General features: G+C 73.4%; 14 protein-coding genes and 1 tRNA gene. 4 read left to right on the top strand and 11 right to left on the bottom strand.

All coding sequences use genetic code 11. From position 1 onward, the window contains the following. Nucleotides 1-9: 9 nt before the first annotated feature. From AC1UE4_RS17635 to AC1UE4_RS17625, 3 genes are all read left to right on the top strand, one after another. Nucleotides 10-81 (top strand) — tRNA-Gln (locus AC1UE4_RS17635). A gap of 39 nt (nt 82-120) precedes the next feature. After that, on the top strand, nt 121-858 hold the full coding sequence (locus AC1UE4_RS17630; RefSeq protein WP_482918617.1) for an HNH endonuclease signature motif containing protein: 738 nt from the start codon (nt 121-123) through the stop codon (nt 856-858). A 22-nt stretch (nt 859-880) separates the two neighbouring features. Next, a complete protein-coding gene (locus AC1UE4_RS17625) occupies nt 881-1,135 on the top strand; it encodes a UBP-type zinc finger domain-containing protein (protein WP_482918616.1) in 255 nt (84 codons plus the stop codon). A gap of 42 nt (nt 1,136-1,177) precedes the next feature. Here AC1UE4_RS17625 and AC1UE4_RS17620 read toward each other — a convergent pair whose 3' ends face one another. The 10 genes from AC1UE4_RS17620 to AC1UE4_RS17575 form a co-directional block, all read right to left on the bottom strand. Then, a complete protein-coding gene (locus tag AC1UE4_RS17620; RefSeq protein WP_482918615.1) occupies nt 1,178-1,825 on the bottom strand; it encodes a TIGR04282 family arsenosugar biosynthesis glycosyltransferase in 648 nt (215 codons plus the stop codon). Further along, nucleotides 1,818-2,609 (bottom strand): MTAP family purine nucleoside phosphorylase, encoded by a 792-nt coding sequence (locus AC1UE4_RS17615; protein ID WP_482918614.1) that lies wholly within the window; start codon nt 2,607-2,609, stop codon nt 1,818-1,820. The genes AC1UE4_RS17620 and AC1UE4_RS17615 overlap by 8 nt, the downstream gene beginning before the upstream one ends. A 14-nt stretch (nt 2,610-2,623) precedes the next feature. After that, nucleotides 2,624-3,727: a hypothetical protein gene (locus tag AC1UE4_RS17610; RefSeq protein ID WP_482918613.1), complete on the bottom strand. Its 1,104-nt coding sequence runs from the start codon at nt 3,725-3,727 to the stop codon at nt 2,624-2,626. 157 nt (nt 3,728-3,884) lie between these two features. Further along, nucleotides 3,885-5,114: a PucR family transcriptional regulator gene (locus AC1UE4_RS17605; protein ID WP_482918612.1), complete on the bottom strand. Its 1,230-nt coding sequence runs from the start codon at nt 5,112-5,114 to the stop codon at nt 3,885-3,887. 31 nt (nt 5,115-5,145) lie between these two features. After that, on the bottom strand, nt 5,146-5,370 hold the full coding sequence (locus AC1UE4_RS17600) for a hypothetical protein (RefSeq protein ID WP_482918611.1): 225 nt from the start codon (nt 5,368-5,370) through the stop codon (nt 5,146-5,148). 7 nt (nt 5,371-5,377) lie between these two features. Further along, nucleotides 5,378-6,187 (bottom strand): DedA family protein, encoded by an 810-nt coding sequence (locus tag AC1UE4_RS17595; RefSeq protein WP_482918610.1) that lies wholly within the window; start codon nt 6,185-6,187, stop codon nt 5,378-5,380. 8 nt (nt 6,188-6,195) lie between these two features. Beyond that, nucleotides 6,196-7,050 carry a 4-(cytidine 5'-diphospho)-2-C-methyl-D-erythritol kinase gene (locus AC1UE4_RS17590; RefSeq protein WP_482918609.1) on the bottom strand — a complete coding sequence of 285 codons (855 nt, stop codon included), beginning with the start codon at nt 7,048-7,050 and terminating at the stop codon, nt 6,196-6,198. 25 nt (nt 7,051-7,075) lie between these two features. Then, on the bottom strand, nt 7,076-7,942 hold the full coding sequence (gene rsmA, locus AC1UE4_RS17585; protein WP_482918608.1) for a 16S rRNA (adenine(1518)-N(6)/adenine(1519)-N(6))-dimethyltransferase RsmA: 867 nt from the start codon (nt 7,940-7,942) through the stop codon (nt 7,076-7,078). Continuing rightward, a complete protein-coding gene (locus tag AC1UE4_RS17580) occupies nt 7,914-8,666 on the bottom strand; it encodes a TatD family hydrolase (RefSeq protein ID WP_482918607.1) in 753 nt (250 codons plus the stop codon). Before AC1UE4_RS17580 ends, rsmA begins: the two co-directional genes overlap by 29 nt. After that, nucleotides 8,663-10,135: a class I tRNA ligase family protein gene (locus AC1UE4_RS17575; protein ID WP_482918606.1), complete on the bottom strand. Its 1,473-nt coding sequence runs from the start codon at nt 10,133-10,135 to the stop codon at nt 8,663-8,665. Before AC1UE4_RS17575 ends, AC1UE4_RS17580 begins: the two co-directional genes overlap by 4 nt. Nucleotides 10,136-10,155: 20 nt before the next feature. Here AC1UE4_RS17575 and AC1UE4_RS17570 point away from each other — a divergent pair, with 20 nt between their 5' ends. Beyond that, nucleotides 10,156-11,664 carry a flavin-containing monooxygenase gene (locus AC1UE4_RS17570; protein ID WP_482918605.1) on the top strand — a complete coding sequence of 503 codons (1,509 nt, stop codon included), beginning with the start codon at nt 10,156-10,158 and terminating at the stop codon, nt 11,662-11,664. Here the strand turns inward: AC1UE4_RS17570 and AC1UE4_RS17565 are convergent. Next, nucleotides 11,642-12,403, bottom strand: coding sequence for a peptidoglycan DD-metalloendopeptidase family protein (locus tag AC1UE4_RS17565; RefSeq protein ID WP_482918604.1), 762 nt, complete (start codon nt 12,401-12,403; stop codon nt 11,642-11,644). The genes AC1UE4_RS17570 and AC1UE4_RS17565 overlap by 23 nt on opposite strands. Nucleotides 12,404-12,438 lie beyond the last annotated feature (35 nt).

Here is a 12,438-nt window from a genome sequence, read left to right as displayed (position 1 = left end):
CGGAACGATTGGGGAGTGGGGTAACGGCAGCCCGCCGCTCTTTGGAAGCGTGCAGTCCCGGTTCGAATCCGGGCTCCCCAGTGACCTCTCGCTGTCCGAACCGCGTGCGAACATACGTTCGTGGCGCCACGGTACACGGAAGACCAGGCACGCCAGGCGATCGCTGCATCGCTCAGCTGGGCGGAGAGCCTCCGGCGACTCGGGATGTGCCCGACCGGCGGCGGGTGGAAGGTGCTGCGGAAGTGGGTCGAGATCTGGGAGATCCCGACCGACCACTTCGATCCTCGTCGCGCCTCGTTGGCGGGGCTCGCACGCGCCGCTGCGGCCGGGCGGACGCCGTTGACCGAGCTCCTCGTTGAGGGCCGGCGTGTCAAGACGGCGAGCCTCAAGGAGCGCCTCTACGAGGCCGGGCTCAAGCAGCCGGGGTGCGAGCTCTGCGGACAGGGCGAGGAGTGGCGCGGCCGTCGGATGGCGCTCATCCTCGACCACATCAACGGGGTCAACGACGACAACCGCCTGGAGAACCTCCGCATCGTCTGCCCCAACTGCAACGCGACGCTTGAGACGCACTGCGGCCGGAACGGCCGGACGATCCCGGTCGAGCGGGCCTGCGCGCACTGCGGCGCGGTGTTCCGGCCGAAGTACCGCAGTCACCGCTACTGCTCTCGCGGGTGCGGCGTCCACGCTCCGACCCTGCCGGGTCCGAGGCCCGAGACGAGGAAGGTGGAGCGGCCGGGGTTGGAGGTGCTGCTCGCGGACGTCGCGACGCTGGGGTGGTCGGGGACCGGGCGGAAGTACGGGGTGTCGGACAACGCGATCCGGAAGTGGGTGCGGCAGTACGAGCGGGAGGCGGCTTGAGTGCGGGCGTAGCCTTCGGCTCATGTCGTGCACGCACCGCGACCACATCAAGGACGTCGAGCCGAGCACCCGTGAGGGGTGCGAGGACTGCCTGCGCATCGGCGGGCGCTGGGTCCATCTGCGGCTGTGCCTCGAGTGCGGGCACGTCGGCTGCTGCGACTCCTCGCCGAACCGACACGCCTCCAAGCACGCCGCCGAGTCCGGCCACCCCATCGTCCAGTCGTTCGAGCCGGGCGAGGACTGGCGGTGGTGCTACGTCGACCAAGTGATCATCTGACGTCCGGCCGCGCCGCGAGACGCGGGGCGGCGGTGGCTCTTCTCAGGCGGCGCGGAGGAGCGCCCTGATCTCCTCGGGCGCGACGGGGTCGGCGAGGAGGGCGGCGGCATCCTGCGGCTCTTCGAGGAGGCGTTCGGAGCGGAGCATGCCGACGGTGAGGCCGGCCTCGTGGATGGCGCCGAGCGTGAGCGAGAGGGTCTCGGGGCCTCCCCACTGCTCGGCCGGCAGCGCGAAGACCTCGGGGTGCGGCTCGCGGAGGCCGATGAGGTAGTAGCCGCCGTGGTTCGCCGGCCCGACGGTGACGTCGATGCCGTCGCGGAGGTCGTCGAGGGCGGCGGTCGCGTGGCGGGCGTCCAGCTGGGGCGTGTCTACGCCGACGACCACGACCGGGCCGCCGTGCTGCTCGAGCACCAACTCCGTCGCGGCGGCCAGTCGCGTGCCGACGTCGCCGCCGACCTGCTCGACGAGCGTCGCGCGCGGCGCCAGCGACGCGAACTCGTCGACGGCGTCGGCCGGCGCGTACGCGACGTACGCATCCCCCACGTCCTCCGCCCACGCGACGGCGCGCCGGATCAGCGCGGCCTGCAGCGCGGCGCAGCCCTCCGGGCCGAGCAACGGCTCCAGCCGCGTCTTGCAGGCCCCCGGCCGCGGCGCCTCGGCGACGACGATCGCGGCGGGCCGGTCAGTCAAAGCGGAAGTGCGTCCCAACTGGCGCGAGGTCGGCGGCCGCCGCGCGCGGCACGGCGGCCTCCAGGACGGACGCGAACGTCGGGCCCGACGCAGCGATGAGCCGGACGAGCTCCTCGACCGGCGTCGGCTCGTCCATCACGCCGTTCGCGTAGTCGGTCGCGTAGCCGACGAGCGCGTAGGGCAGCTCGGCCTCGCCGCAGAGCACCGTCTCCGGCCCGGCGGTCTGCGACACCGCGGTGACGCCGACCGACGACAGCGACCGGATCTCGGCCCTCGTGTTGAACCGCGGCCCGTCGACGTGGCCGTAGCAACCACCGTCGCGCGCCGTCACGCCCGCGGCCGCGCACGCCTCCAGCAACGCGCCGCGCAGCGCGGGAGCGAACGGGCCCTCGTAGATCCAGTGCCCGCGCCCCGCCTCGCCGGGCGTGTCGTACAGCGTGCAGATCGCCCCGTCGGCGAGCCGGTTGACGAGGAAGTGCAGGTCGTCGAACACGATCAGCGTCCCCAGCTCCACCGACGGATCGCACGCCCCGCAGACGGTCACGCCAAGCACCGCATCGACGCCCAGCTCGCGCAGGGCGACGACGTTCGCGCGGTGGTTGACGTGGTTGGAGAGCCGGACGTGGCCCTCCAGATGGCGCGAGATGTGGACCACGTCCGTCCCCGCGAACGAGCCGACGCTCGCGATGACGTCGCCGTACCGCGTCGGCACCGTCCGCTGCGAGCCCTCGAAGCCGGGCAGCGCGTACGTGCCCGACCCTGTGATGACGCCGACGGTGGCCATGAGGCCACCGGATGCTACGGAGCGGGCGTGCCGCCCGTGGCCGTCGCGACGTCCGCAACGGGCGCCGCAGGCTCGGCCGGCGTGCCGGCGTCCGCGGGCGGAGCGGTGTGCTCCGCCGGCGCGGTCTCGACCGGCGCGGGCTCGGGCACCGGGGCCGGCTCCGGCGCCGGCTCGACGGGCGCCGGCTCGACCGGCGTCGGCTCGGGCTCGGGCTGCGGATCGGGGGTCGGCTCGGGGTGGGGCGCCGGCTCGGGCTCCGTGACCGGAGGCTGATCCGCCACGCCCGGGTTGGTCCCGGTGGCAAGCTCCTGCGTGTTCGGCACGCCGTCGCCGTCGTCGTCGTCCGACCCGTCCGAGATCCCGTCGCGGTTCGTGTCGGCCTTCGTCGGGTCGTTCTTCGGCAGGCTCTGCTCGACGACGTTCGTGAGGCCGTCGCCGTCCGTGTCGTCGTCGCCGTCGGCCTGGCCGTTCGCGTCGGTGTCGATGAGCTGCGGGTTCGACCGCACCATGTACTCCGTGCGGTTGAGCAGCCCGTCGCCGTCGCTGTCGGTCGCGCCGTCGGCGCCGCTGGCCGGATCGAGCTTGTGGTTGAGCTCCCACGTGTCGGGCATCCCGTCGCCGTCGGAGTCCGAGGAGGTCGGGTCGGTGCCGAGCTTGCGCTCGATGCGATCGCTCAGACCGTCGCCGTCGGTGTCGACGTTGGAGACCTGGCCGCCGACCGACTGCGCGTGGCGGCGGACCTTCGCCTCGCCGATGGCCATCTCGATCTGCGCGGCCGTGCCGCGGCTGACGGTGGCGCGCCCGGCGCGGCCGTTCCCGAGGAGGTCGGAGCTGCGGACGACGAGGCGGTCCGGGTAGGCGGGCGCCAGCGTGCCGCCGGTGTGGACGGCGATCGGCTGGCGGCGGGAAGCGATCTCGGTCGCGGCGCGCGAGGTCTCGGAGAGCACGAGCGGCTTCTCGTCGCCGCGGCCCAAGCGGTGCCACTGGTCGTTGCTGAGAACCTCGCGGTCGAGCGCGGCGAGCGACCCGCCGATGAGGACCATGGCGGAGGTCAGGCCGGCCGCGGCGTACGCGACGGGGCGGACGCGGATCGAACGGTGGGGGGACAGCGCCTTCACAACCGCTCCATCGGCATTCCGTCCACCGCTTTGAAGATCCGGTGGGCGTTGCCTACACGCCGGGAACCGGTTTCTCCGTCGTGGTGTGTCAACGAATGGTGCTAATCCGCCAACTTGGCGCGTCGGCAGCACTTGAGGACCCCCCGGTCGGGGGGTGTCAGCGCTCGCGCCGGACGGCCCGCGAGGGGCCGCCCTCGCCCGCCGGCGAGCCCGGAGCGGCGATGCCGAGCACCCGCATCGCCTTCAGCCCGAGGCTCAGCTTCTCACGCCCGTCGGTCGAGCCCACGTCGAGTCCGGACAGCTCCCGGACCCGCTCGAGCCGGTACCGGATCGTGTGGCGGTGGGTGAAGAGCTTGGCCGCCGTCCCGGCCACGTTGCCGTCCGCATCGAGGAACGCCTCGACGGTCTGGACGAGATCGGTGGCGTACTGCTCGTCGTAGGCGACGAGCGGCTCGACGGTCTCCGCGTAGAAGCGCTGCAGCTCGGCGGGGTCCTCGCTCATCGCCGGCAGCAGCAGGCGGTAGGCGCCGGTCTCCTCGAAGGCGAGCGCGGGCCGCTCGGCGTCGCCCTCTGCCACGTTCGCGGCGAGCAGCGCCTCGTTGCCGGCTCGGTCGAGCAGGAGCGGATCGGTCGCGACCCGGCTGCGGCCGACGGCGAACGAGTGGCCCGGCAGCGAGGCGCGCAGCTCGCGCAGCATCGCGTCGGCGGCGCGCGTCGCGAGGTCCTCGTCGGCGCCCGGCACCAGCACGACGATCTCCGCGGCGACCGACTCCGCTCGCTCGCGCAGCCCGGCGATGGCCCCCGGCGCCGCGGCCCGCGCGCCGCGCTCGGTCGTGGCGAGCACGCGCGACCGCCAGCCGTCCTCGGTCGGGACGTGGGCGTGCGCACGGGCGACGATGACGCTGCCGCCCGCCTCGAGGTCGAGCCCGAGCTCCTGCGCCCGCGCGAGCAGGTCCGACCGCTCGGCGAAGCCGCGCGTCAGCAGGTGGTCGATGAAGGCGCCGACGGCCTCCCGGGAGGCGCGCTCCGGCGCGCGGACGCGCTCGACCTCCGAGGCGACGAGCGTCGCGACGAGCCGCACCATCGCCGGCCCCGCCGTCCCGCGCACGCGCATCCGCAGCTGGCCGACGACGCGATCGGCGACGCGCAGCTCGCACACCTCGACGTCGGGCGCGTCGACCATGAGCGAGCGCTCGTCGGCGGGCGAACGGGCGGCGACGGCGAGCACCTGGCCGGCGCGGTCGACGAGGACGAGGCTCGCGTCGAGAGCGCGCGCCGCGGCGCGCACGACCTCTGGCAGACCCGTCCCGGCCGCCACGGCCGCGGTGACCGCGTCCAGGGCGGCGAGGTCGAGGCCGCCCGTCATCTCGGACGACGGCGTCGACATCGCAGCCCTGAAGAGTAGTCCGGAACCGGCCTCAGCCGGTCCAGCGATCCCAGAACCAGACGACCGTCGCGCCCCCGACGAGCCCGAGTCCGACCATCGCCGCCAGCACGTAGAGCGAGAGGAACGCCGCGCCCACCCGCTCGTACCACTTGCTGTACGACGTCCAGGCCGGGATGAGGATCCAGACGACGAACGCGGTCAGCGCCAGGACGCCGCATGCCGCGCCGACGACGTACGTGATCGTTTGGTTGCTCACGACGAGGTCATGATCTAGCAAACGCCCGACGCACCCGCTGCTTCGCTTCGGCGCGCTGTTCGGCGGTCCGGAGGTACTTGCTCGCCAGCACCGCGCCCACGCCGACGCAGATCGTCGTGCCGATCGCGAGGCCGCCCTGCGACGCGATCTTCGCGGCCCGGTCGATGTTCCGCCACGAGAAGTACCCGAGCAGCACGAACGCGCTGGCCCACAGCCCGCAGCCGATGATGTCGTACGGGAGGAACACCCGGTACGGCATCTTCGACGCGCCCGCGATGAACGGCGCGATCGCGCGCACGAGGCCGATGAACCGGCCGATGAGGATCGTCACGCCGCCGCGCCGCGCGAAGAACCCCTCGACGTAGCGCAGCCGCTCCTCCGTGATCTTCACGCGCGGCCCATGCTTGACGATCCAGCCGCGCCCCAGGCGCCGCCCGAGCCAGAACGACGCGCTGTCGCCGCCGATGCAGCAGATCCACACGATCACCAGCAGCACCGCGACCTCGACCTTGCCCTGCCCCGCGAAGACGCCGCCGGCCACGACCGCGGTCTCGCCGGGCGCGACCAACCCGATGAACGCGCCGGTCTCGAGGAACGCCAGCGCCCCGACGAGCAGGTAGGTCCACGAGCCGAGCGCCTCGCCGACGTCGAGCAGGATCCCCTCGAAGTCCGGCTTGGGGATGACGCCCGAGCCGTAGAGCGCGAAGCCGGTCGCGACGACGAGCCCGATGACCCGCACCTCCCAGCCGATCCGGCGGCGCCAGAGAACGAGCACGAGCAGGATCAGCGCGGCGAAGACGAGCGGGCCGGGGCGCATCGATCGTCCTACGGCTCGAGCGGCCGGGTCGCGATGGGCGCGGGCGTGCGGCCGGCGGCGGCGAGGTACCCGGCGGCGCGCTCCGCGTCGCCCGGCGTCCGGAACAGCCCGACGACCGTCGGCCCCGATCCGGAGACCATCGCCCACGACGCTCCGACGCCGCGGGCCGCGGCGAGCGCCTCGTCGATCGACGGGCACAGCGATCGCGCGGCCGGCTCGAGGTCGTTGGCGAGCGGCGGCAGCTCGCCGGCCGCGATCGCCGCGGCGGCCCGCTCGGCGTGCCGCTCCAGCTCCGCGTCCGTCGGCCCGCGGCCCAGGTCATCGAAGCGGCCGTAGACCGCGCCCGTCGAGAGCTGGTCGTCGCTCGGCAGCACGAGCAGGCCATAGGGACTGCCGGGCACCGGCGCGGGATCGAGGCGCTCGCCGCCACCGCGGACGAGCACCCGGCGCGGCCGGACCTGGCTCGGCACGTCGCTCCCCAGCCCCGTCGCGATCTCGTGCAGCACCTCGTCGTCGCCCAGCCCGCTCGCGCGCTGCGCGAGGCGCAGCGCCGCCGCGGCGTCGGCCGACCCGCCGGCCATCCCGGCCGCGACGGGGATCCGCTTGTCGATGGTGATCCGCACCGGCGCGCCGTCCCAGCCGGTTGCCGCGCGGAAGCGCTCGAGCGCCGTGGCCGCGAGGTTCGGGCCGTCGACGCCGGGACAGACGACCTCGTCCGCGGCCGCCTCCGGCGCGGGCTCGAGGGTGAGGGTGTCGTGCAGGGCGAGCGGCTCCATGACGCTGACGAGCTCGTGGCGCCCGTCGGGCCGCAGCGGGCCGACGTGCAGGCAGAGGTTCAGCTTCGCGGGCGCGTGCTCGATCACGCAAGCGCCTCCGCCCGGACCCGCCTCACCGTTCCGCCCCCTCGCCGCCCAAGGCGGCGGCCAGCCGCCGGAAGTCGTCGGGCGACAGCCGTTCGGCGCGCACGTCGTCGGCCAGCCCGACCGCGGCGAGGGCGACGCGCCCTTCGTCCCGGCTCGCCACTCCCGCAAGCGCCAGCGACCGCGCGAGCGCCTTGCGCCGGTGCGCGAACGCGCCTTGCACGACCCGGCGCACCTGCGGCGACGGCGCCGGCCCGCGCCGCTCGAGCGCGACGAGGACGCTGTCGACGTTCGGCACCGGGTGGAACACGGTGCGCGGCACGTTGCGCACGACCTTCACGGTGCACGCGAGCTGGGCGAGCACGGACGGGACGCCGTACGACCCCGAACCGGGCTGCGCGGCGAAGCGCTCCCCCACTTCCTTCTGCACCATCGCGAGCCACAGCGTGACCTGATCGAGCTCCTCGATCGTCTTGAGGATCGCGCTGGCCGCGATGCCGTACGGGAGGTTGGCGACGACCTTCGTCGGCGCCGGGTCGAGCGCGCGGAGGTCGAGCTTGAGCGCGTCGCCGAGGTGCAGCGTCGTGTTCGGGTGCGGGTCGAGCGCGTCGCGGAGGGCCGGCTCGAGCGAGCGGTCGAGCTCGACGACGTGGACGTGCGCGCAGCGCTCGGCGAGGTACTCGGAGAGCACGCCGAGGCCGCCGCCGATCTCGAGCACGACGTCGGCCGCCTCGAGGTGCGCGGCACGCTCGATGACGCCGAGGATGTTCGAGTCGATCAGGAAGTTCTGACCGAGATCGCGCTTCGGCCGCACGCCGAAGTCGCGCAGGCGACGCAGGCTCGGCTGCGTCGGCGTGGGCGGGGTCTCACCCCCAACCGAAGAGCTCGGCGGCATTGCGCTCGACGGTCTCCTCCAGCTGCTCGTACGGGACGCCGCGACGCTCGGCCACGAACCGCGCGGTGTGGACCACGAACGCCGGCTGGTTGCGCTCCTTGCGGACGGCCTGCGGAGTCAGGTACGGCGCGTCGGTCTCGACGAGCAGCCTGTCCTCCGGGACCTGCTCGGCCGCCGCGGCGAGGTCCTGCGCGCTCGGGTACGTCACGTTGCCGGCGAACGAGACGTACCAGCCGTGCTCGACCACCTCGTCGAGGTGATCGGGCATCGAGAAGCAGTGCATGATCACGCGGACGCCGTCGGCGTGATCGCGCAGCGTGCGCAGCGTCGGCTCCTCCGCGGCGCGCGTGTGGATGACGAGCGGCTTGCCGGTCTCGCGCGCGAGTGCGATCTGCGCCTCGAACGCGCGCTGCTGGTCGGCCGGCGGCGCGTTGTCGCGGTAGAAGTCGAGCCCGGTCTCGCCGATCGCCACGCACCGCGGATGCGCAGCGAGCGCCTTGAGCTCCGCGAGGTCCTCGTCGTCGAACCCGGTCGCCGAGTTCGGATGGCGGCCGATCGCGGCGTAGACCTGCGGGAACGCCTCGGCGGCCGCCAGCGCGGCGCGGCAGGACGCGCCGTCGGTGCCCACGGTGAGCATCCGCCGGACGCCCTCGCGGTCGGCCGCGGCGACGAGCTCGGCATCGTCGGGGCGGCAGCTGTCGAGGTGCGTGTGGCTGTCGATCACGCCGCGATGTCGCGGTCGATCTTCGGGAAGAGCGGCGCGATCTTCTCGACGCGGGCGACGCGCTCCTCCTCGACGTGCAGCGCCGCGAGCAGCTTGTCCATCGACTCGGGCATGTACGGCTGGAGCTGGTTCGCCACGAGGTGCACGCCGCGCGCCAGCGTCGCGAGCGCGACGTCGAGCTGCCCGTCGTCGCCCGCCTTCGCGAGCGCCCACGGCGCCTGCTCCTCGACGTACTGGTTCAGCCGCCGCACGACCGCCCAGATCGTCTCGAGCGCGCCGTCGACGTCGAAGCAGTCCATCTGCGCCTCGACCTGCTCGGCGATGTCGAGGTCCACCGCCGGGTCGGCGGCGACGTCCGGCACGGCTCCGTCGCGGTAGCGCGCGATCATCGCGAGCGTGCGGCTGGCCAGGTTCCCCAGGTCGTTGGCGAGCTCGGTCTCGTAGCGGCGCTCGACGCCCTCCATGCTCACGCTGCCGTCCTCGCCGAACGCGACGTCGCGCATGAGGTAGTAGCGCAGCGCGTCGGTCCCGAACCGGTCCATGACCTCGAACGGGTCGAGCACGTTGCCGAGGGACTTCGACATCTTGCGCCCGTCCGCGCCGAGCAGGAAGCCGTGGATGAACACGCGGCTCGGCACGTCGAGGCCGGCGGCCATGAGGACGGCGGGCCAGTAGATCGTGTGGAACTTGAGGATGTCCTTGCCGATCAGGTGCTGGGTCGGCTCGCCCCAGAACCGGTCGGTCAGGTCCTCGCCGTCGCGCGCGAAGGTGAGCGCGGTGTAGTAGTTGAGGAGCGCGTCGAACCAGACGTAGAACACATGGCCCGGGTCCCACGGGACCTGCACGCCCCACGTGAGCTTGCCGCGCGTCAGCGAGATGTCGGTGAGGCCCTGCGCGATGAACGACTTCGCCTCGTTCGCCCGCGCGGTCGGCTGCACGAAGTCGGTGCGGTGGAGCTCCTCGAGCTGCTCCTGGAACGCGCTGAGCTGGAAGAACCAGTTCTCCTCCTGCTCGCGCGTGAGCTCGATCTCGTGGATGAGGCAGGTGTGGCCCGGGCCCTGCTCGGCCTCCGACTTGAAGTCCGCGCAGCGGGGGCAGTACCAGCCCTCGTACATCCCCTTGTAGACGTAGCCGTTGTCCTTCACGCGCGAGAGGACCTCCTGGACCTTCGCGACGTGGCGCGGGTCGGAGGTGCGGATGAAGAAGTCGTTGCTCGCGCCGAGGATGGGCGGCAGGCGCTCGAACTTCGCGGCGTTGCGGTCCGCGAGCTCCTTCGGAGAGATGCCCTCGCGCTCGGCCGCCTGGGCGACCGGCTCGCCGTGCTCGTCGGTGCCCGTGAGGAAGAACACGTCCTCGCCGCGGCGGCGCATGTGGCGGGCCACCACGTCGGCCGCGATGGTCGTGTACGCGTGCCCGAGATGGGGCGCGGCGTTCACGTAGAAGATCGGCGTGGTGACGTAGAAGGCCATCGGAGCTGAGGCTACCGAGCATGACTACGATCCCGGCGGTGCCGGAGCGGGTCGACATCGCGATCGTCGGCGGCGGAGCCGGCGGGCTCGGCACGGCCGCCCGGCTGAGGGCCTCGGGGTTCTCCTCGTTCGCGATCTTCGAGCGCGACGCGGGCGCCGGCGGGACGTGGCGGGCGAACACGTACCCGGGCGCCGCGTGCGACGTCCCGTCGCACCTCTACTCGTACTCGTTCGCGCCGAACCCGGGCTGGTCGCGGCGGTACCCGCGGCAGGACGAGATCCTGCGGTACTTCGAGCGGTTCGTGGACGAGCAGGGCCTGCGCCCGCACCTGCGGACGGGCACGGAGATCGCGGAGGCGTCGTGGGACGAGGACGCCTCGCGCTGGCGGCTGACGACCGCGTCGCACGACGTCGTCGAAGCTCGCTTCGTCATCGCCGCGTGCGGCCAGCTCAGCGTGCCCCACGTCCCGGACTTCCCGGGGCTCGACGAGTTCGCGGGCCCGGTGATCCACAGCGCCCGCTGGGATTCGTCCCTGGACCTCCGCGACGCGCGCGTCGGCGTGATCGGCAGCGGCGCGTCGGCGATCCAGATCATCCCCGAGCTCGTGCCGGCCGGCGACGGGTCGTCGCCGGCCGTCCGCGGCGGCGGATCGCCCCGCTCGCTGACCGTCTTCCAGCGGACGCCGCCGTGGATCATCCCGCGCGGCGATCGCCCGTACTCGCGCCTCGAGCGCGCGCTCTTCCGCCGCGTCGATCCGTGGCGGCGGCTCTACCGGTCGTTCATCTTCTGGCGCAACGAGAGCCTCTGGCTGGCCTTCACGACGAAGCCCATGGCGACCGTCCTGACGCGGATGGCGACCAAGCACCTCGAGGAGCAGGTGCCCGATCCGGAGCTGCGCGCGCGCCTCACGCCGTCGTACGCGATCGGCTGCAAGCGCGTGCTGATCAGCGACGACTACTACCCGGCGCTCCAGCGGCCCGGGGTCTCGCTCGTCACGGCCGGCCTCGACCGGTTCGAACCGAACGGGATCCGCACGCGGGATGGCGAGCTGCACGAGCTCGACGCGGTCGTGATGGCGACCGGGTTCGACACGCAGGCGCTCGTCGCGCCGATGCGCGTCGTCGGCCCGGGCGAGCGCACCCTCGACGACGTCTGGGCCGACGGCCCCCGCGCGCACCTCGGCGTGACGGTCGCGGGGATGCCGAACCTCTTCCTCCTCTACGGCCCGAACACCAACCTCGGCCACAACTCGATCCTCTTCATGATGGAGAGCCAGGCGAAGTACGTCGTCCAGTGCCTCCGCGAGGTCCGCCGCCGCGGCGCCGCCACCATCACCGTCCGCCCCGAGGCGTTCGAGCGCTTCAACACCGACATCCAGCGCCGCCTCTCCGAGTCGGTCTGGGTCGAGGGCTGCACCTCCTGGTACAAGACCGACACCGGCCGCGTCACCAACAACTGGCCCGGCCCGGCGAGCGAGTACTGGCGAGCCACCCGCCGCCCCGACTTCACCCAGTACGCCCTGGCCTGACGACGACCGCTGCACGCCGCCGCCGGCCCTCGCGCCGCCTCGCCAGGCCGCCGACGGAGAGCCCGGAGAGCAGCAGTCCGAGGCCCGCCCACACGATCGCCGGCACCTCCCGCCCGCCCTCGACGGGGCGAACATCGTCGCGGCGCGAGGAGACCTCTCCGGGCTGCGCCGCGCGCGTCTCCGCTGCCGCCCGCACCCCTCCGCGCGTCGTCGGCCCACGACCTCTCCGGCCCACCGGCGCGGGCCCCGGAGCCGACCCGGCTGGCGCCTCCATCAACCGCAGCGGATCGACGTAGCCGAACGGCGAACCGATCCTCCGCGCACCGAGCTGCACCGTGCCGCCACCGGCCGCGCCGAGCGCGCTGCCGGCGAGGACGGCGTCCCCTCGCCGCACGGTGGTCGCGACGAGCCCGAGATGCGTCGCGAGCAAGTGCCCGCACACGACGCTCACGACCCGCCCGCGGCTCGGCACCCGCCCGGCGAACCGCACCCTGCCGGCGCACGCCGCGCGCACCCTTGCGCCTCGCCTCGCCGAGAAGTCGACACCGCGATGCTGGCCGCGGGCGAAGGGGCTCTTCGCGACGCGGAACTCCCGGACGACGACGCCGTCGACGGGCGGCCGCCATCCCTCCGCCACCACCCGCGCAGGGGCGCCCTGCCGCCATCCCTCCGCCACCACCGGCGGAGGAGCGCCGAGTTGAACGAGGAGCGCAAGGAGCACGACCGCGAGAACGAACATCGCTCCACCATCACCGCGCGAAGCAGCGTCGGGCC

Source organism: Parviterribacter kavangonensis, from assembly GCF_056863335.1.
The sequence above is the reverse complement of the archived record's forward strand: the minus strand, read 5'-3'. Positions and strand labels throughout refer to the sequence as shown.